The following is an 18,995-nucleotide window of genomic DNA, read 5'->3' on the forward strand; positions in this document are numbered from 1 at the left end:
AGCCGGCGCGCTTACGCCAAGCGGCGCGCCGCCAGGTTCTCGATAAACGCCAGCAGGCCGAACTGCCAGGGCGCCAGCGCGTCGCTGTGCTGCACGCGGTTGTGCAGGCTGCCGAGTTGGCGGCTGTGAATGCTGACGTGGTCGCCGAGCTTGTGGGTAAAGCCGTTACCCGGCTGGTCGCGGTCTTCGGTGGGGGCGAACAGCGTCCCCAGGTAGAGCAGGAAGCCATCGGGGTACTGGTGGTTGGCGTTCAGCGTCTGGCCGACCAGGTCCAGCGGATCGCGGCTGATCTGGTTCATGCTGCTGCGCCCCGTGAGCACAAAACCGTCCTCCCCCTCGACCCGCAGATCCACCTCGCAGTGGCGTACATCGTCGATGCCGAAGCTGTCGTCGAACAGCCGGATGAACGGCCCGATGGCGCACGAGCCGTTGTTGTCCTTGGCCTTGCTCAGCAGCAGCGCGCTGCGGCCCTCGAAGTCGCGCAGATTGACATCGTTACCCAGCGTGGCGCCCAGCACCCGGCCGCGGCTGTTGACCACCAGAACCACCTCCGGCTCCGGGTTGTTCCAGGCCGACTTGGGGTGAATACCGATGTCCATGCCGCTGCCCATGGCCGCCAGCACAGGCGCCTTGGTGAACACCTCGGCATCCGGGCCGATGCCCACTTCAAGGTATTGCGACCACAGCCCTTTCTCCTGCAACAGGGCTTTCAGGCGCGCCGCGTTTTCCGAACCGGGAACGATACTGCGCAGGTTGTCGCCGATCAGCTCACGCACCTGGCCACGGATGTCCTCGGCGCGCTGCGGATCACCGCCGGCACGCTCCTCGATCACCCGCTCGACCATGCTCGATGCGAAGGTCACGCCCGCCGCCTTGATCACTTGCAGGTCAGCGGGTGCCAACAGGCTCGGGCGGGTGGCATCGCGCTGACTGCCGCTGTTGGCGAGCAGCTCGGCCACGCTACAGACCCACTGCACACGGCTATCGTGCAAGCGCGTGGGAAGATCATCCAGTTCGCACAGGCCGGCCAACGTGGGCGCCACGGCGCTGAGGTCGAAAACCCCGTCCTTATGCAGCAGCACCGGCACAGGCCCTGAGACTGCGCCAGGCAGCCAGATGCGACCGATCAGGGTGCCGGTCAGGCCATCTTCCGGCAGCGTATTGTCAGGGGTCAAAATTACGGGACGGGCCATAGCAACGCTCTTTTATTGTCGTGGGGAGGCAGCCGAGCGACACAGATCAATGGAGGCTACGGCCGATGCTGTGCGACCATAGCCAAGCACTTGCGCCGCCGACCAATGACGAATCGTCAAGGCCTGATGCACGTTGGTTATCGCCACGAACTCCCTGGTAGGTCCATGACAGTTAATCTGAGCAAGCTCCCCGCCCTGCACAACTGGCTGCGCTTGCGCCATCTACAGCTGATCGAAACCCTGGCCGACACCGCCAACATGCACGCCACCGCGCAGCAGATGGGGCTCAGCCAACCAGCCGTGAGCAAGATGCTGCGCGAGATCGAACAGTTGCTCGACTTCCCGCTGTTCGAGCGCCAGCCCCGCGAATTGGTCGCCACCGAGCTCGGCCAAGTGGTGATCGCCTTCGCCCGGCGCACACTGAATGATTGCCGGCATTTCTCCCAGGAATTGCAAACGCTTCGCCAAGGCGGGTACGGCCATCTGCGTATCGGCGCCATCTTTGCCGCAACCGCGCAGGTGGTGCCCGCCACCCTGTTGCAGCTGAAACAGCAACGCCCGCTGCTGACCCTCGAACTGCTCGAACACACCAGCGACCACCTGCTGCAGATGCTCCTGCACAAGCAGCTGGATCTGGTCATCGGGCGCTTTATAGAGCCGCATCAGCCGGAGAATTTCAGCTACGAGGAGTTGGCCAGCGAGCCCTTCCTGCTATGCGCCGACGCGGGCCATCCCCTGGCCCTGGAGGCCACGCCCAGCGCCAGCGACCTGGAGCAATGGCCCTGGGTGGTCTATCCGTCCCACACGCCGTTGCGGCGGATGATCGAACAGGCCTTTACCGATGCCGGCATTCGCTTCCCTGGCAACCGGGTGGAAACCGCCTCGGTGCAATCGACACTGCACCTGCTGCATCACAACCAATCCCTGGCGCTGCTCCCCGAATCCATCGCCCTGCAACAGGTCGCCCTCGGTCAGTTGGTCGTGCTGCAACCACCGCTGCAAACCCCATCGCTCGGCTACGGCCTGATCCGCCGCCGCAACGAGCCATTGTCGGCGAATGCCGAGCAGTTCTGCGCGGCATTGCAGCAGGTCCTGGGCCGCCGCGAATAACTGTTCGTTATGGCTTGATTACAAAGCCTCATTAGACAGCCACGCTTGTCAGACAATAGCGTGCAACCCATGCCCGGCTCTCCAGTACGGGCTATCGCGACCGCGCACCACGGTGCGTCGACGCGATCACTGACAATAATTTCAACAGGTGACTGTCATGCTTTCGTACCAGGCTGTGCGCGCCTCGCGCCGTACCTTGAAATCCCTTCTGCTCTGCGCACTCTTTGTCTCGCCCATGGCCATGGCGGCCTACCCGGAAAAACCCATTCAACTGATCGTGCCCTGGGCCGCGGGTGGCGGTAGCGACGCCGCTGCACGGGGGATTGCCGCAGCACTGGAAAGCGAACTCGGCGTCACCATCAACGTGGTCAACCGTGCCGGCGGCAACGGTGTCGTCGGCCATAGCGTGATGGCCGCGGCCAAGCCGGATGGCTACACGCTGGGCTTCATCACCGGCGAGTTGAACATGATGCACTGGCAGGGTCTGACCAAGCTGACCTACAAGGATTACACGCCGATCGGCATGACCAACTATGACTACCCGGGCGTGCAGGTAGCGGCGGATTCGCCGTACAACAGCGTCAGCGAATTGCTCGACGCCATCCGCAACGAGCCCAAGGGCACCATCATGGCCTCCGGCACCGGGCTCGGCGGCATCTGGCATGTGGCCTTCTCGGGTCTGCTGCTGGAGCAGGGTATCGCACCGGAGAAGATCACCTTCGTCCCAAGCCAGGGTGCAGCACCGGCGATGGTCGAACTGGCTGCCGGCAGTATCCAACTGGTGCCGACCTCGGTGCCCGAGGCTCGCTCGATGATCGAAGCCGGCAAGGCCAAGGGCCTGGCCATTCTCTCGCCGGAGCGCAACCCGGCCTTCCCGACCATTCCGACGCTCAAGGAAAGCATCGGCAGCGACTACTCACTGGGCGAGTGGCGCGGTGTGGCCGGGCCCAAGGGCCTGCCACCGGAAATCGTCAACACGCTCGAAGCCGCGCTGGAAAAAGCCTACAACTCGGAGCAATACCAGAGTTACATGCGCAAGCTCGGCTTCGGGGTGGAGTGGCATGACGCCGCGGGTTTCGCTGCCTTCCTCGAAGCGAACAACACTTACATGGGCGATATCATCGAAAAGATCGGCATGAAGAAGTAACCCGCCGAACCGTCGCGACGCCCTCAGGGGCGTCGTCTGTCTTTGCCCCGCTGTAAGAGAACACCGCTATGAAAGACCTCGTATTCGGCATGACCTTCGTCGCGTTAGGTATCGCCGTCATCATCCTGGCGCAAGATTTCCCAGCAGTACCGGGTATGCAGTATGGCGCCGACCTGTTCCCCACCCTGATTGCCATCGGCATGATCGGCGCGGGCAGCGTCCTCAGCTTCACCGCACTGGGCCAGATACGTCAAAGCAGCGTTGCCATCCGCCTGCCGAGCGGCTTCTTGCGCAGCACTCTGGGCGTGGCGCTGCCGTGCCTGATGGTGGTCGTCTACATCCTGTTCAACGAAACCCTCGGCGCGGCCTTGACGATGCTGTTGATCATGCTGGTGCTGCTGGTCCAGCAAGGCGTTCGCATACTGCCCGCCGTGGCCATCAGCGTGGCCGCTACCGCCGTGATCAGCCTGTCCTTCGGCCACCTGCTCAAGGTTCCCCTTCCAGTCGGACCGCTGGGTTTCTGAGGAGTCACGTATGAACGAATTACTTGATGGAATGCTCCTCGTCTTCAACCTCCAGACGTTGCTGGTGATCCTCATCGCGGCAGTTTTCGGCGTCTTCGTCGGCGCCATCCCCGGCCTTTCGGCGACCATGGCGGTGGCCCTGCTGGTGCCGATCACCTTTGCCATGGAACCCACGGCCGCGATTGCCGCAATCATCACCACCGCCGCCATGGCGATCTTCGCCGGCGACATTCCCGCCACCTACCTGAACATTCCCGGCACACCCGCCTCGGCGGCCTATGTCGCCGACTCTGCCGCCCTGGGCAGGCTAGGCCGCGCCCGCGAATGCCTGGGCGTCAACGTGACCTGCTCGATGATCGGTGGCCTGGCCGGCACGCTGGTGCTGGTGATGGTCGCCCCCTCACTGGCCGAATTCGCCCTCAACTTCAGCTCGTACGAATACTTCTGGCTGGCGCTGCTCGGCCTGGGCAGCGCGGTATTCATTTCCCCGGGCTCGGCCGTCAAGGGCTTCCTCTCGCTGATGGTCGGCCTGCTGCTGGCCACCGTGGGCCTGGACCTGGTCACCGGCGCGCCGCGCTTCACCTTCGATGTGCCGGACCTGATGGGGGGCATTAACTTCATTCCGGTGATGATCGGCTTCTTCGCCATGTACGAGGTGATGAAGCTCTACGGCCAGCACAAGCTCACCGGCGGCCGCACCACACAGACCATCGCCCCGCAGCACGGCAGCGTGTTTGGCCAGGTGCCCACGCACCTCAAGCGCTACTGGAAAAACGTCATTCGCGGCAGCACCCTGGGCGCCTTTATCGGTGCCCTGCCCGGTGCCGGCGCGGACATCGCGGCCTGGATCTCGTATGCGGTCAGCAAGAAGCGTTCGAAAACCCCCGAAGCGTATGGCACCGGCCATATCGAGGGGCTGGTCGATGCCAGCTCGGCGAACAACTCCGCGGTCGCGGGCGCCTGGGTGCCGGCACTGGTGTTCGGCATCCCCGGCGACTCGATCACCGCGATCGTGATTGGCGTGCTGTACATGAAAGGCATGAACCCCGGCCCGACCATCTTCATGGACAACAGCGCCATGGCTTACGGCCTGTTCACCGCCTTCTTCGTCGCCAACCTGATCCTCCTGCCGATCGGTTACCTGGCGATTCGCAGCGCGCATGTCTTCGCCGTCACGCCGACCCGCGTGCTGATGCCGATCATCCTGTGCTTCTGCATCGTCGGTGCCTTCGCCATCAATAACAGCCTGACCGACGTGTGGATCATGCTGGCCTGTGGCGTCGCCGCCTACCTGATCGCCACCGCCGACTTCCCCATCGCCCCGGCGATTCTCGGCCTGGTGCTGGGCAATATCCTGGAAAGCAACTTCATGACTTCGATGATCAAGGCCAACGGCAACCTGCTGGCCTTTATCGAGCGCCCAATCAGCGCCTGCCTGGGCCTACTCGTCCTGCTGATCGCCCTGTTCCCGCTGATCGCCAAGCTCTGGCGCGCGCGCTATCCCGCCGCCCTGCCCCCGACCAAGGAAGCCATTGAATGAGCCGTATCGCCCCGCAGCAACTCGAAAACTTCATCGAACAGCTGTTCCTCGACACCGACGTCAGCCCGGAAGTGGCCAGCGTGGTCAGCCGGGTGCTAGTAGAAGGCGACCTGCTCGGCCATCACACCCACGGGGTAAAACTGGCCCAGGGTTACCTGAAAGACCTGCGCAATGGCCACGCCAAAGGCAACGCCGAGAGCCTGCGCATCGTCAAGCAGAGCCCGGCGGCGGTGCTCTACGACGCCGACTACCTGCTCGGCCCCTACTGCGTGGAGCGGGCGCTGGATTTCACCGCCCAGGCCGCGCGCACCTTCGGCATCGGCGTGGCCAGCATCCGCCGCTCGCACCACATCGCCTGCCTGGCCGCCTACCTGCAGCGTTACACCGACCAGGGTCTGATGCCCCTGGTGCTGACCTCGGACCCGGCCGTCGCCTCGGTGGCGCCGCATGGCGGGCTGGACCCGGTGTACACCCCCAACCCGCTGGGGATCGGCATCCCCACCGGCGCCAAGCCGATTCTCATCGACGTCAGTATGTCGACCATCACCAACGGCCTGGTCAACAAGACCCACCAGGCCGGTGGCCAGCTGGAGCACCCGGCCCTGATCGGCCAGGATGGCCAACCGACCCGTGACACCGCCGCCTATTTCACCAGCCCGCCAGGCAGCATCCTGCCCCTGGGCAGCCTGGAGTTCGGCCACAAGGGCTTCGCCCTGGGCACCATGGTGGAAGCGCTGACCGCCGGTCTGGGCGGCTTTGGCCGCAAGGATGGCGTCAAGCAATGGGGCGCGGCGGTCACGGTACTGACCTTCGACCCCGAGTTCTTCGGCGGTACCGAACCGTTCAAGGCGGAGATGGATCACTTCGTCGACGCCTGCCTGGCCAGCCGCCCGCGCCTGCCGCAAAGCCCGGTACGCATGCCCGGCCACGCCGGCATCGGCCGCCGGCAGAAGGCCTTCGAACAAGGGCTGGAACTGCCCGCAGACGTCCTCGCCGCACTGCGTGGGGCCGCGACCGAAGCAGGTTGTGCGTACCCGTTCTAAGGGGCTGCCCCGCTCCCCCGGTCATTAATAGCGGCCAAGCATGCCCACCCTACCTCGCCTCGTACGAAGGCTTGTCCACCGGATGCGGTCTAAGCGCGCTCAACTCGCGGCCAAGGCCCCTCCTACCCAGCCAGCACGCAGGCGCCGGACTACGGGTAGTCCATAAAAAAGGGGCGGTTAAACCGCCCCTTCTTTTTTAGCCTGGATTTACCGCCGTATGGCTTCAGCCAGCGCACGCCAGTGCGGCGCGTGAATCAAGTCTGGGGTCAGTTCCTCGAGGCTGGCGCAACCGAGTAGCCCAAGCGTACGGTCCAGTTCGCTGCGCAGGATCTCGATGGCATGCGCTGCGCCCGGCCCCTTGCCTGCCGCCAGGCCATAGAGCCCGGCGCGCCCAATCAGTACACCGCTGGCGCCCAGCAACAGCGCCTTGGCGATATCGCTGCCACGGCGGAAGCCGCCATCGAGAAACACCGCCATCCGCCCCTGACTGAGGCGCACCACCTCCGGCAGGGTTTCCAGCGCCGACACCGCGCCGTCGAGCTGACGCCCGCCATGGTTGGACAGCACCACGCCATCGACGCCGTACTGCAGCGCCAGCCGCGCATCGTCCGGGTGGATCATGCCCTTGACGATCAGCTTGCCCTGCCAGATATCGCGCAACCAGGCGATGTCGTCCCAACTCAGGGTCGGATCAAGCTCGGCGGCCAGGGCGCTGGCCGCGCCCTTGACCGAATCCTTGCCGGGCGGCAATAGATCGCCCAGGTTCTTGAAGCGCGGCACGCCGTCAGGCACCAGCACATCCCAGATCCAGTCGGGATGGCGGAGCACATCCAGGCGATTGCGCAGGTCGAGGTGCAGCGGTTTCGCGTAGTTGCGTTTGTCCCACTCGCGGTTCCCGAAAATGGCGCTATCGGTGGTCACCACAATGGCTTCGAGATTCAAGCGCTTGACCCGTTCGACCAGCTTGGCCACGTGGTCGCGGGTGCGATACAGGTAGATTTGCATCCAGGCGCGGACGCCCTCGACCGCGGCAATATCCTCGATCGACGTGGTCGAGGCATTGCTCAACACAAAGGGGATACCGGCCTTGGCCGCCGCTCGCGCCAGGTGCAGATCGCCATCGCGCGTCAGCAGACCGTTGAAGCCGGTCGGGCCGATCATAAACGGCAACTCGGCGGTTTGGCCAAAGAAGCGGCGTTGCAGATCGCGCCCACCGACGTCCCGCAGCGTTCGCGGTTGCAACGTCACGCTCTCGAAAATCGAACGGTTGCGCTGCAAGGTGAACTCGTCATCGGCGCCCCCCTCGACGTACTCGAAAGAGAAGTTGGGCAGACGGCGCCGAGCCATTTCGCGCAGCTCGGCAATATTCTGTGCCCGACGAAAATCTCGCCCAGGATACAAGCGTCGTTGCATGTGCTAACCCCTAATACAAATGCCGGGGGCGCCTCGATGCTGCGACGCCCCGCTCGATCAACCCGGCCAGGCGACAACGTCCTGGCACTGCTCGCCCAGACCGCTGATGCTCAGGCGCATGCGGTCGCCCGGCTTGAGGAACTGCGGCGGCTGCATGCCCGCGCCGACGCCCGGTGGCGTCCCGGTGCAGATCACATCGCCGGGGTTGAGGGTCATGAACTGGCTGATGTAGCTGACGATTTCATCGATGGCGAAGATCATGGTGTGGGTGTTGCCCCGCTGGCGTAGCTCACCGTTCACGCTCAGGCGCAGGTCGAGGTCACGCAGGTCGGCAATCTCATCGGCCGTCACCAGCCAGGGGCCGATGGGCGCGAAGGTATCGCAGCCCTTGCCCTTGTCCCACGAGCCGCCTCGCTCGTGCTGGAAGGCGCGCTCGGAGACATCGTTGACGATGCAGTAACCGGCAACATGCTCCAGGGCTTTCTCGCGCTCGACATACTGCGCCTTGCGGCCGATAACGATGCCCAGCTCCACCTCCCAGTCGGTCTTTTGCGCGCCGCGCGGGATGATCACCCGATCGTTCGGCCCGCAGATCGCGCTGGTCGCCTTCATGAACAGCACCGGTTCGCTGGGCACCGGCAGGTTCGATTCCTTGGCGTGGTCGGCATAGTTCAGGCCGACACACACCAGCTTGCCGATGCTGGCGATGGGCGCCGCAATACGCACGCCCGCCTCGACCGTCGGCAGGCTGTCGAGATCCAGCGCGCGCAACTCCGCGAGCACCTGTGGATCGAGCGTGCGCGGGCTGATGTCCAGCACATGCGCAGACAGGTCGCGCAGGCTGCCGTCGGCAGCCACGATCGCCGGTTTTTCCTGGCCGGGCGGGCCATAACGCAACAGCTTCATGCCTTGTTCTCCGCGCTGGCGCGCACGCGCACGCCATTGATTTCCCCCAATACATCAAACAGACGCGGCACGTACTTGTCGCCGTGGCCGAGGGCCTTGGCCAACATGAAGGTCTGGTACACCGCATCGGCGACCATGGCGGTGGCGGGGGTCGATTTGGTCAGCTCGGTGTAATAGCGCATGTCCTTTTCGCAGTTGGCCAAGGCGAACTGCTGACCGGAGTCATCGCCGCTCAACACGTAGGGAATGATCCGTTCGAAGGTGCGGCTGTAGCCGCCACTCATGCTGCAAATTTCCGCGAAGGCGGCCAGGTCGATGTGGTTCTTCGCCGCCGTGCAGAAGGCCTCGGCGAGGATCGTCGCGTTGCCCTGGGAAATAAAGTTGTGGATCACCTTGGCCTTGTGCCCCGAACCCAGCGGCCCCAGGTGATGGATGGTCTCGGCGAAGCACGCCAGCACCGGGCGCACCTGGTCCAGCACCTCGGCATCGCCCCCCGCCAGGACGTTGAGACGCCCCAGCACGGCATCTTTGGGGGTGCGGTTGACCGGCGCATCGAGGTAATGACCACCGCGTTCGCGCACTTGCGCGGCCAGCTCGGCGGTACGGTTGGGATCGCCTGTGCTGCAATCGACCACGATCTGCCCCGGACGCAAGCCGGCCAACACACCCTGCTCGCCGGCCAGCGCCTTGCTCACCTCGGCCGTGCCCGGCAGGCACAGCAGCACCACGTCCATGGCGCGGGTCAGCGCTGCGGCGCTGGCAAACTCCCGAGCCCCCTTGCCGACCAGGTCGTCAACCGGCTGGCGATTACGGTGCGCCATCACACCGAGGGCAAAGCCCTTCTTCTGGATATTGGCGGCCATGGCATGGCCCATCAGCCCGAGGCCGATAAACCCAACATTGATAGCTGTCATTGCGATACCCACGTTGCGTGCAGATCCAAGATGCCGGCGCGGGCGCGCCGGCCATGTGGCTCAGGGGTTATTGCGTAGAGCGGACCTTGGCGATTTCGGCGTTCATGGCTGCCATCAGGTCAGGACCGTATTCGGCAATCAGCTTCTCGCTGGCCGGACGAACCACCTCACGCATGCGCTCGATTTCGGCCGGGGCCACTTCGTTGATGTGCATGCCCTGCTTGGCCAGCACATCACGCGAACTCACCGCCATTTCGCGGGAAACCTTGCGCTCGTAGGCTTGCGCTTCGAGGGACGCGGCACGCACCAACTGACGCTCGCTCTCGTTGAACTTGTCCCAGGTGCGCTTGCTGAAGATCGCCACCAGCGGGTCGTAGAAGTGGCCGGTCAGCGACAGGTATTTCTGCACTTCGTAGAACTTTGAGGTTTCGATGGCCGCCAGCGGGTTCTCCTGGCCATCAACCGTGTGGGTTTCCAGCGCGGTATAGAGCTCGGTGAACGACAGCGGCACCACGTTGGCGCCCAGGGCCTTGAAGGTTTCGATGGCCGTCGGGATCTGCTGCAGACGCAGTTTCAGGCCCTTGATGTCTTCCAGGTTGTTCACCGGGCGCTTGCTGTTGGTGACGTGGCGGAAGCCATGGTCCCAATACCCGAGGCCGACAATGCCGTGCGGCTCCAGGGTGCTCAGCAGGTTTTGTCCGGCGGGGCCATCGAGCACCGCATCGACCTCTTCCGCGTTCTGGAACAGGAACGGCAAGCCGTACAGACCAAAGCCTTTCTCGATACCGGTCAGCAGGCCTGGGGTAACCAGGGTCATGTCCACAGTGCCGCCCTGCACCGACGAAATCACCTGGGCATCGCCACCCAGCGTGCCGCTGGCGAAGACCATGACCTTCATCTTGCCGGCGCTTTTCTCTTTGATGATTTCCGCGAACTTCTGTGCCCCCAGGCCATGCGGGTGATCCTTGGCCTGCACAAACGCGACTTTGAGGGTGTGCCGGTTGATTTCGTCCGCATGAGCGGCAGCAGACACCAACAGCGCGGAAGAGCAGAGCAGTGCAGTCAGTGCTTTAGGAATGAATTTCATGGCTACGTCCTCTTGTTTTTATTACTGCCGTTGTTGGCATGAAAGTGGGCATGCGCCCGTTCACATCCGCTACGCCCGGTAGCCGATGTGGGGTATCCGTTTAGAAAAACCATTGCGCCGGAACCAGCAGCAGCTGTGGGAAGGCCAACAGCAGGCCAATCACCAGCAACTCCGCCAGCAGGAACGGCAACACGCCGCGGGCAGTGGCCAGGAAGTCGATCTTCGACACCCCGGCGACGACGTTGAGCACCAGCCCAACGGGTGGGGTAATCAGGCCGATGGCGCAGGTCATGACAAAGATCACGCCGAAGTAGATCGGGTCGATACCCGCCTCGACCGCCACCGGCATCATCACCGGCGCCAGGATCAGAATGATCGGCGACATATCCATCGCCATGCCGATGACTACGATGATCGCCACGATCAGCAGCATCAGCAGGCGCGGGCTGTCCATCAACGGCTCCAGCACCCCGACTACCGAACTCGGCAGGTCGGCCACGGTGATCATCCAGGCCGCCACCATCGCCGAGGCCACCAGGAACATCACCATCGCCGTGGTCATGACCGAGGACAGCAGCACCTGGTACATGCTCTTCCAGGTCAGTTCCCGGTAGATCACCAGCGAGACGAACAGCGCATACACCGCAGCGACCACGCCCGCTTCGGTCGGCGTGAAGACCCCGGCGCGCAGGCCAACCAGAATGATCACCGGCAGCAGCAGCGCCCAGACCCCTTCATAGAAGGCCTTGAGTATTTCCTTGAGTGGCGCACGCGGCCGGGTGATCAGGGTTTCGCGGTTGGACACGAGGTACCAGGCGACGCACAGCGAGAGGCCCATCATCAGCCCCGGCGCGATCCCGGCCAGGAACAGCTTGGTAATCGAGACATTGGCCGCCACCCCGAACAGGATCAAACCAATCGACGGCGGCAGCACCGGCGCGATGATCCCGGATGCGGCCACCAGACCCGCCGCGGTCGCCCGGTCATGCCCGACCTTAACCATCATCGGCACCAGCAAGGCCGCCAGGGCAGCAGCGTCGGCGGCGGCCGAACCGGAGAGGCTGGCCAGCACGCAGGCCGCGAGGATGGTCACATACCCCAGACCACCCTTGATATGCCCGACCAACGCGACCGCCATAGTGACGATGCGCTTGGAAAGGCCGCCCGCGTTCATCAACTCGCCGGCCAGCATGAAGAACGGCACAGCCATCAGCGGAAAGCTGTCCGCCCCATTGACCAGACCCTGGGCGACGATCTGCGCATCGAACAGATCGAGGTGATACATCATGGCCAGCGCACAGAGAATCAGTGCGTAGGAAATCGGCACGCCGATCGCCATGGCACCCAGCAGGGAGAATACGAATATCGCGATGATGATCATCACACCACTCCGGTTTTTATTATGTGGAGAGCGCCGCCAGCTGTCGGCGGCATGCCAGCGGGCGTACTACGGATGCGCATCGGCCAAGATGTCCGGGCGATGGATATCGCCGCCACGGGCCAGCCGCACGATTTCGTAAAGATGAATGGCGCAGGCCGACACCCCGAAGAACACCCCGGAGCCATAGAACAGGCCCATCGACCAGCCGGCGACCGGTGACGGTACGGTCCAGTTGATCTGCATCTGCTGCCAGCTGCCCCAGAAGAACAGGCCCGAGCAGAGCAGCATCAGCAACTGCGACGCGATCAGGCAGCCGCGCTCGCCCCAACCCGGCAATGCGCGCAGTGCCAGGTCCACGCTCATGTGACCGCGCTCGCGCAGCAGCACCACCGCGCCAATGAAGGTCAGCCAGACAAAGGCCCAACGGGAAATTTCTTCGGAAATCAGAATGCTCTCGTTGAACGCGTAGCGCAGAACCACGTTGCCGAACACCAACACCACCATGGTGACCAGGCAGATGATCGCCAGCACCTTGAGCAGGGTGAAATAGCCTTCGATGAGCTTAAGCATGGCAACCACCCGTCAGATCAGGGCAGTTCGCCACTCGGCAGACAGGCGCCGCAAACGGGGCAGATTGCCGCTGCACGCCGACGCTGGGAGAACAGAAACGATGGGCAGCTAGAACCATCTGTAGAGCCTCACATTGTTGTTTTTGTATGCCGCTTGGCGGCTATGTGGCAGCGACCATAACACCCAAAAATATTGCATGCAATGTTCATTTTTGTCAGTATCGATGCCACTCAACAAAACAACAACGAGAAAAAGCCCATGCAACTCATCACGCAGAATCAGTCCGTGGTCATCCTCAGCGACATCGACTCAGTCGCCGTTGCACGCAAGTCGCTGGCACAGGGAGTGCGCGTTGAAAGCCTTGGTCTAGACGCTGCGGAAGAAATTCCCAGTGGCCACAAAATCGCTCGACGGGCCATCACCAAAGGCCAGCAGGTGCTCAAGTACGGCCAGGTCATCGGCATCGCCACCCAGGACATCGCGGCCGGCGCGCATGTCCACACCCACAACGTGGCCATGCCCGACAGTCACACCAGCAAAGAGCTGCCAGCGGTCATCGAGCGCACCGCTGTGCTGCCGCCTGAGCAGCGCCGCCGCTTCATGGGCTACCGGCGCCCGGACGGGCGCGTGGGCACGCGGAACTATATCGGCATCCTCTCCACGGTGAACTGCTCGGCCACCGTTTCCCGTGCGGTAGCCGCACACTTCAATGGCTCGGAATTGCTCAAGCAGTACAACATCGACGGCGTGGTCGCGCTGACCCATGGCAGCGGCTGCGCTATCAACACCGATTCGGAAGGTTTCAAGTTTCTCGAACGCAGCATCTGGGGCTATGCCTGCAACCCCAACATCGCCGGTGCGCTGATCATCGGCCTGGGTTGCGAGACCAACCAGATTTCCTCGCTGATGAAGCGCTACAACCTCAGTGAAGGGCCGAACTTCCGCGTGTTCAACATCCAGAATGCCGGCGGCACTCGGGCCAGCATCGCCAAGGCCATCGACCAGGTGACCGACATGCTGGCGGCCATCGGGCGCCTGGAGCGCACCTCGGAGAGCGTGGAACACATCATGGTCGGCATGCAGTGCGGCGGCTCCGACGGTTACTCGGGGATCACCGCCAACCCGGCGCTCGGCTACGCCGCCGACCTGCTGGTGCGCCACGGAGGCACGGCGATTCTCAGCGAAACCCCGGAAATCTACGGCGCCGAACACTTGCTGATCGCCCGCGCCACCAGCCACGACATCGCGCAAAAACTGCTTGATCGCCTGACCTGGTGGGAAAACTACACCCGCATCAACGGCGCAGAGTTGAACAACAACCCCTCCCCCGGCAACAAGGCCGGCGGCCTCACCACCATCCTGGAAAAGTCCCTCGGCGCCGCCGCCAAAGGCGGCTCCACCTCGCTCAACGGCGTGTACGAATGGGGCGAACCCATCACCGAGCACGGCTTCGTGTTCATGGACAGCCCCGGCTATGACCCGGTGTCGGTGACCGGCCAGGTGGCCTCCGGCGCCAACATGATCTGCTTTACCACCGGACGCGGCTCGGTATCCGGCTTCAAGCCGGCGCCCTGCATCAAACTGGCGACCAACACCGACATGTACCGCCGCCTGGAAGAGGACATGGACATCAACTGCGGCGGCATCGTCGACGGTGAGCTGAGTGTTGCCGAGGCCGGCGAAAAGATCTTCGACATCCTGCTCGAAATCGCCTCGGGGACGCCGTCCAAGAGCGAGCAGTACAACTACGGGGACAACGAATTTGTTCCATGGCAGGTAGGCGCGGTCACCTAACCACGCAGTAGCAGACCGTTGAAAAACTACTGCGCTCGGCTATGCAGCGTTGAAATCAGTCTCAAAATGCTCATGTACAACTCGTACACTGCGCTTTTTCGCCTGATTTCGCCTTGCCTAGCCTTCGCTCGCTACATTTTTCAACGGCCTGCTAGCAGCTGTTTACGCTCGCATACCACCGAGCGTAAACAGCGGCTCAGGCAAGCCGCTCCAGATACGGCACCGCGGCGATGCGGTTGTGCTCGCGGAAATACGCCAGGCGCTGCTGAACCTTGCGCTCGGCGATGATCAGGTGCTCTTCCATACTGCGGGCCGCCAGGTCGGCACGGCCCGCCTGCAGGTTCTCGAAGATGTACAGGTGCTCGCGGAAGAAGGGTTCTTCGTCGGGGAAGTAGCTCTTGTCGAGCAGGATGTGTTTGCCCGACAAGAGCAACGCGTGAGTGCGCCGCAATATCTGCAACATCTGCCGGTTGGGGCAGTGGCCCAGCGTCTCGATGTGCAGGTCGCTCTCCAGCTCATCGAACTGGCGGCTGTCCATGTTCGGGTAGATGCTGATCGCGTGATGGAGCCGCTCGATATAACCGTCGAGCTGCTTCGGCTTGAGAAACTCCGCCGCGCGCATCAGCACGTATGGTTCCAGGCGGCGGCGCACCTCATACAGCTCACCCAGGCGCTCTTCATCCCACTGCGTCAACTGCCAGCGCGAGCGTTCATCGCGCTCCACCAGCCCCATCAGCGACAGGCGTGTCAGCACCTGACTGGAGACCGTGCGGCTGATCGAGTAATGCCGCGACAGCTCCAGCTCGTTGATATGGTAAGTGCCGAACAGCGACTGATGCAGCAGGTCGCGCTCAATCCGGTCGTAGACCGCCTTCCAGCTTTCGGTTTTCCGGGGGGTTTGCCCCTTGCCTTCGCTCAGCTTGAAATCACTGGGTTCCAGCTTGCGCTTGAGCACCTCGCCCGGCGCGGCCCCGACCAGATAACCGCGCCCGTCAAAGGTGCAGATCAGGCCTTTCTCATGCAGGTTGACGAGCGCCTGGCGCACCGGCGAGCGGCTCACCCCAAATAGCTCAGCCAGCGGCCCTTCGAGCAGCAAGGTGCCTTGCTTCAGCCTGCCCTTGTTGATGCTCGAGGCGATGAGGTCATACAGCTGATCGTTGAGGTGCTTTTTCATTCGTTATTGTTTTCACTGTCATTGGCTTGAGCGGGTCACCTGCACAACTGTAACAAGCCTGAACCACCCACTCATAAACTCGCGCAGCCGGGCAAATCGCTGTTCAACCAGCGGGTACGGGCGGGCCGGGCCTTGTCACTTTGCGTGCAATGTACTTTATTGCTTCCCCCCAGCAACCTCCATCACTTTTTGGCACGGGCCACACGATACCCCAAGCAGCCGCGCCAGAAGCGGTTGATGCTGCTGGACCACGGCATAAAGCATATCGCCCTAAACGCAAACACCCCGCGAACGCTGAGCGCTCGCAGGGTGTGGAAGCCAGGCAGTTGGCCCTTAGAGCAGGCCCAGCGCCTGCGCCGTGCGGTCCACCGCGCGTTTGGTTTTCTCGATCAGCTCATCGAGTTCGCCACGGCTGGCGACCAGCGCCGGGGCCATGATCATGCGGCCCTGGGTCGAGCGGATGATCACCCCTTCCTCGAAACCGTAGGTGCGGCACTGCCAGGTGATCTCGCCTTCGTTGTCGAAGCGTTTGCGGCTGGTTTTGTCCTCGGCGAACTGCAACGCGGCGACCATCCCGGCGCCCTGGATGTCTCCCACCAGCGGGTGCTCGGCGAATACCTGGCGCAGGCATTGCTGCCAGTACGGACCGGTGTCGTTCTTCACCTGGGTGACCACCCCTTCGTCGCGCAGCGCCTTGATATTGGCCAGCGCCACCGCAGCGGCAACCGGGTGGCCGGAGTAGGTCAGGCCGTGGGCGAACACCCCGCCCTGCTCCACCAGCACCTCGGCGATGCGCTTGGACAGCACCAGGCCGCCCATAGGGATGTAACCGGAGGTCAGGCCCTTGGCGATCGACAGGGTATCGGGCTGGAAGCCGAAGTGCTGGTGGGCGAACCACTCGCCGGTGCGACCGAAGCCACCGATCACTTCATCGGCGCACAGCAGCACGTCGTACTGGCGGCAGATGCGCTGGATTTCCGGCCAGTAGCTTTCCGGCGGGAAGATCATCCCGCCGGCGCCCTGGAACGGCTCGGCGATAAAGCCGGCGACGTTCTCGGCGCCCAGTTCGAGGATTTTCTCCTCCAGTTGCAGGGCGCAGCGGCGACCGAATTCGGCCGGGGTCAGTTCGCCGCCGTGGGCGTACCAGTAGGGCTCATCGATGTGCGCAATGTCCGGCAGCATGCCGCCCATCTCGTGCATGAACTTCATGCCGCCCAGCGCGGTGCTGGCCAGGGTCGAGCCGTGGTAGCCGTTCCAGCGGCCGATCATGATCTTCTTCTGCGGCTGGCCGAGAATCTGCCAGTAACGGCGTACCGTGCGGATCAGCACCTCGTTGGCTTCCGAGCCGGAGTTGGTGTAGATCGCGTGGCTGTAGTGGCCGGGCAACAGGCTGAACAGCAGCTCGGACAACTCCACCACCGCCGGGTGGGTGGTGTGGAAGAACATGTTGTAGTACGGCAACTGTTCCAGCTGCCGCGTGGCGGCGGCGGTCAGGTCCTGGCGGCCATAGCCCAGGTTGGTGCACCACAGGCCGGACATGCCATCCAGGTAACGGTTGCCGTCGTTATCCCAGAGGTACAGCCCCTGGCCTTTGACCATCACCCGTGGGCCTTCGGCGTTCAGCGCCTTCTGGTCGAGGAAGGCATGGATGTGGTGGGCGGCATCCAAGGCTTGGTAGTCACGGGTTTCACGCTTGGCCTTGATTTGGGCATTCATTACGACTCTCCTCTCGCCCTTTACGGGCATCGACGCTACGACCGCGAACGGTCTTCAGACTTGATCCGGGTTCAACGCGCGCTCGATCGGCTCCGGCGTGAACAGGGGTTTGCGCATCACCAACTTGATCCACAGCACGGCGATCAGCGAGACCAGCCCCAGCACCACACCGGCGCTGGTAAAAATCTGCACGGTCAGTTCCGGCGACGGCGAGGCATGCCACACGGCATACAACATTCCGCCGATACCGAACAGCTGCGGCAGCGGGTAAAACGGCGTGCGGTAGGGCCGCGCCAGGTGCGGGTAGCGCTTGCGCAGAACGATCACATCGACGTGGGTGATGATGTAGGCCAGCAGCCAGGCCAGCGCGGCGGCGATCAGCATCAGATTGATCGAATCCTGGCCCATCAGCACGATCGGCAAGCCGGTGATCGCGGCGACGAACAGCACCGCGACCCAGGGCGAGCCGGTGCGCGCGCTCAGGCGCTTGAAGCAGGGAAACGCCTGACCGCGTTGCGCCATGCCGCGCAGCATCCGCGGGATCGCCGCCAGCGAGGTATTGAGCGTGCTGCACGTGGCCGTCACGGCGGCAGTGACCAGCAGCAACTGCCCGGTTTCGCCGAATACCGCGGTGGCGAACAAGTAATGCGGTAGGCCGTTACTGGCCAGCTCCGCTTGCGGCACCACCAGCAAGGCGCCCAGGCAATACAGGGCGATGGTGCCGAAGATCACACTCAGGCCGATGATCATCGAGCGCGGAATATCGCGTTCCGGTTTGCGCGATTCCTCCACCAGCGGGCAGACGAACTCGGCGCCGACAAAGCCCCAGATGGCCAACGCGGTCAGCGCCAGCACCCCCATGCCCAGCGGGTTCCAGCCCTCTTGCGCGAGGCTGGCCAGCGGCACGGCGCTGTCGCTGGCCACGGCGTTCAGACCGATCAACAGCAGCACCACCACCATCACCACCGCCAGCAGCGATTGCAGGCGGGCGAAGATGTCGATGTTGCACAGGTTGAGCACGGTAAACAGGCCGAGCACGCCGAAGGCCACGGTCATCGACGGCAAGGCGTGTGGGTAGACCTTCTCGATGATCATGTCGAGCAACAACAGCTCGGCCGAGAGGGCGAACATCGCCACCACGATATAGCCGGAGAAGGTTGCCAGGATCGCCGGAAACTGGCCGATGGCGACTTCCGTGTAGCTGCTCAAACTGCCGGCGCGGGGAATCATCAGCGACAGTTCGGCGAAGGAAAAGGCGTAACTGAGCGCCAACAGGTATGCCAGGCCCAACGGCACGATAAAGCCCAGCCCGGCGATGCCCGCGCCTTGCAGCATCAACACCATCACGCCTTGCGAAACCACCAGGCCGATGGCCACGGCCAGCAGGGAACCGAGGCCGAGTACTTTGCGCAACCGGCCTGACCGGGCCTCGGTCGTTGCGGTTTGCAGCGGTACGCTTGCACCTTGAGTCATTGTCTTGCCC

General features: G+C 63.3%; 16 protein-coding genes. 6 read left to right on the forward strand and 10 right to left on the reverse strand.

Annotation, left to right across the window (positions count from 1 at the left end; genetic code table 11):
- Positions 1-11 precede the first annotated feature (11 nt).
- Positions 12-1,193 (reverse strand): fumarylacetoacetate hydrolase family protein, encoded by a 1,182-nt coding sequence (locus tag B3M58_RS17950; protein WP_296221163.1) that lies wholly within the window; start codon positions 1,191-1,193, stop codon positions 12-14.
- A gap of 165 nt (positions 1,194-1,358) precedes the next feature.
- Here B3M58_RS17950 and B3M58_RS17955 point away from each other — a divergent pair, with 165 nt between their 5' ends.
- The 5 genes from B3M58_RS17955 (at position 1,359) to B3M58_RS17975 (ending at position 6,557) form a co-directional block, all read left to right on the forward strand.
- Positions 1,359-2,303: a LysR substrate-binding domain-containing protein gene (locus B3M58_RS17955; RefSeq protein ID WP_296221164.1), complete on the forward strand. Its 945-nt coding sequence runs from the start codon at positions 1,359-1,361 to the stop codon at positions 2,301-2,303.
- A gap of 157 nt (positions 2,304-2,460) precedes the next feature.
- On the forward strand, positions 2,461-3,450 hold the full coding sequence (locus B3M58_RS17960; protein WP_296221166.1) for a tripartite tricarboxylate transporter substrate binding protein: 990 nt from the start codon (positions 2,461-2,463) through the stop codon (positions 3,448-3,450).
- A 68-nt stretch (positions 3,451-3,518) separates the two neighbouring features.
- Positions 3,519-3,974, forward strand: coding sequence for a tripartite tricarboxylate transporter TctB family protein (locus B3M58_RS17965; protein WP_296221168.1), 456 nt, complete (start codon positions 3,519-3,521; stop codon positions 3,972-3,974).
- A 10-nt stretch (positions 3,975-3,984) separates the two neighbouring features.
- On the forward strand, positions 3,985-5,514 hold the full coding sequence (locus B3M58_RS17970) for a tripartite tricarboxylate transporter permease (RefSeq protein WP_296221170.1): 1,530 nt from the start codon (positions 3,985-3,987) through the stop codon (positions 5,512-5,514).
- Complete coding sequence (locus B3M58_RS17975; RefSeq protein WP_296221172.1) at positions 5,511-6,557, forward strand: Ldh family oxidoreductase; 1,047 nt, start codon at positions 5,511-5,513, stop codon at positions 6,555-6,557. Before B3M58_RS17970 ends, B3M58_RS17975 begins: the two co-directional genes overlap by 4 nt.
- Positions 6,558-6,764: 207 nt before the next feature.
- Here the strand turns inward: B3M58_RS17975 and B3M58_RS17980 are convergent, their stop codons facing one another.
- The 6 genes from B3M58_RS17980 to B3M58_RS18005 form a co-directional block, all read right to left on the reverse strand.
- On the reverse strand, positions 6,765-7,970 hold the full coding sequence (locus B3M58_RS17980) for an alpha-hydroxy acid oxidase (protein WP_296221173.1): 1,206 nt from the start codon (positions 7,968-7,970) through the stop codon (positions 6,765-6,767).
- Between the two features lie 57 nt (positions 7,971-8,027).
- Positions 8,028-8,876 (reverse strand): fumarylacetoacetate hydrolase family protein, encoded by an 849-nt coding sequence (locus tag B3M58_RS17985; RefSeq protein ID WP_296221174.1) that lies wholly within the window; start codon positions 8,874-8,876, stop codon positions 8,028-8,030.
- Positions 8,873-9,790 (reverse strand): NAD(P)-dependent oxidoreductase, encoded by a 918-nt coding sequence (locus B3M58_RS17990; protein ID WP_296221176.1) that lies wholly within the window; start codon positions 9,788-9,790, stop codon positions 8,873-8,875. The genes B3M58_RS17985 and B3M58_RS17990 overlap by 4 nt, the downstream gene beginning before the upstream one ends.
- A 67-nt stretch (positions 9,791-9,857) precedes the next feature.
- Entirely contained in the window at positions 9,858-10,877 is a 1,020-nt protein-coding gene (locus B3M58_RS17995) for a TRAP transporter substrate-binding protein (RefSeq protein ID WP_296221177.1), read from the reverse strand.
- Positions 10,878-10,977: 100 nt separating this feature from the next.
- Positions 10,978-12,255, reverse strand: coding sequence for a TRAP transporter large permease subunit (locus tag B3M58_RS18000; protein ID WP_296221690.1), 1,278 nt, complete (start codon positions 12,253-12,255; stop codon positions 10,978-10,980).
- Positions 12,256-12,324: 69 nt separating this feature from the next.
- Entirely contained in the window at positions 12,325-12,828 is a 504-nt protein-coding gene (locus B3M58_RS18005) for a TRAP transporter small permease (protein ID WP_296221178.1), read from the reverse strand.
- A gap of 258 nt (positions 12,829-13,086) precedes the next feature.
- Between B3M58_RS18005 and B3M58_RS18010 the strand changes: the two genes are divergently transcribed.
- The gene (locus tag B3M58_RS18010; protein WP_296221180.1) at positions 13,087-14,622 is read left to right on the forward strand and encodes a UxaA family hydrolase; all 1,536 of its coding nucleotides are present in this window, start codon (positions 13,087-13,089) and stop codon (positions 14,620-14,622) included.
- Positions 14,623-14,818: 196 nt separating this feature from the next.
- Here the strand turns inward: B3M58_RS18010 and B3M58_RS18015 are convergent, their stop codons facing one another.
- The 3 genes from B3M58_RS18015 to B3M58_RS18025 form a co-directional block, all read right to left on the reverse strand.
- Complete coding sequence (locus B3M58_RS18015) at positions 14,819-15,796, reverse strand: GntR family transcriptional regulator (RefSeq protein ID WP_296221182.1); 978 nt, start codon at positions 15,794-15,796, stop codon at positions 14,819-14,821.
- A gap of 333 nt (positions 15,797-16,129) precedes the next feature.
- Positions 16,130-17,512 carry an aspartate aminotransferase family protein gene (locus B3M58_RS18020; RefSeq protein ID WP_296221184.1) on the reverse strand — a complete coding sequence of 461 codons (1,383 nt, stop codon included), beginning with the start codon at positions 17,510-17,512 and terminating at the stop codon, positions 16,130-16,132.
- Positions 17,513-17,566: 54 nt separating this feature from the next.
- Positions 17,567-18,985, reverse strand: a complete 1,419-nt coding sequence (locus B3M58_RS18025) for an APC family permease (protein ID WP_296221186.1) — start codon at positions 18,983-18,985, stop codon at positions 17,567-17,569.
- Positions 18,986-18,995: the final 10 nt, after the last annotated feature.

Source organism: Pseudomonas sp. UBA2684 (assembly GCA_002354655.1).
GTDB lineage: Bacteria > Pseudomonadota > Gammaproteobacteria > Pseudomonadales > Pseudomonadaceae > Aquipseudomonas.

Excerpts from the sequence above, each read along its gene's own strand:
- B3M58_RS17995 (WP_296221177.1), bottom strand. The coding sequence starts at position 10,877 with ATGAAATTCATTCCTAAAGCACTGACTGCACTGCTCTGCTCTTCCGCG.
- B3M58_RS17960 (WP_296221166.1), top strand. The coding sequence starts at position 2,461 with ATGCTTTCGTACCAGGCTGTGCGCGCCTCGCGCCGTACCTTGAAATCC.
- B3M58_RS18025 (WP_296221186.1), bottom strand. The coding sequence starts at position 18,985 with ATGACTCAAGGTGCAAGCGTACCGCTGCAAACCGCAACGACCGAGGCC.
- B3M58_RS18020 (WP_296221184.1), bottom strand. The coding sequence starts at position 17,512 with ATGAATGCCCAAATCAAGGCCAAGCGTGAAACCCGTGACTACCAAGCC.
- B3M58_RS17975 (WP_296221172.1), top strand. The coding sequence starts at position 5,511 with ATGAGCCGTATCGCCCCGCAGCAACTCGAAAACTTCATCGAACAGCTG.
- B3M58_RS18010 (WP_296221180.1), top strand. The coding sequence starts at position 13,087 with ATGCAACTCATCACGCAGAATCAGTCCGTGGTCATCCTCAGCGACATC.
- B3M58_RS17985 (WP_296221174.1), bottom strand. The coding sequence starts at position 8,876 with ATGAAGCTGTTGCGTTATGGCCCGCCCGGCCAGGAAAAACCGGCGATC.
- B3M58_RS18005 (WP_296221178.1), bottom strand. The coding sequence starts at position 12,828 with ATGCTTAAGCTCATCGAAGGCTATTTCACCCTGCTCAAGGTGCTGGCG.
- B3M58_RS17990 (WP_296221176.1), bottom strand. The coding sequence starts at position 9,790 with ATGACAGCTATCAATGTTGGGTTTATCGGCCTCGGGCTGATGGGCCAT.
- B3M58_RS17965 (WP_296221168.1), top strand. The coding sequence starts at position 3,519 with ATGAAAGACCTCGTATTCGGCATGACCTTCGTCGCGTTAGGTATCGCC.
- B3M58_RS17980 (WP_296221173.1), bottom strand. The coding sequence starts at position 7,970 with ATGCAACGACGCTTGTATCCTGGGCGAGATTTTCGTCGGGCACAGAAT.
- B3M58_RS18015 (WP_296221182.1), bottom strand. The coding sequence starts at position 15,796 with ATGAAAAAGCACCTCAACGATCAGCTGTATGACCTCATCGCCTCGAGC.
- B3M58_RS17950 (WP_296221163.1), bottom strand. The coding sequence starts at position 1,193 with ATGGCCCGTCCCGTAATTTTGACCCCTGACAATACGCTGCCGGAAGAT.
- B3M58_RS17955 (WP_296221164.1), top strand. The coding sequence starts at position 1,359 with ATGACAGTTAATCTGAGCAAGCTCCCCGCCCTGCACAACTGGCTGCGC.
- B3M58_RS17970 (WP_296221170.1), top strand. The coding sequence starts at position 3,985 with ATGAACGAATTACTTGATGGAATGCTCCTCGTCTTCAACCTCCAGACG.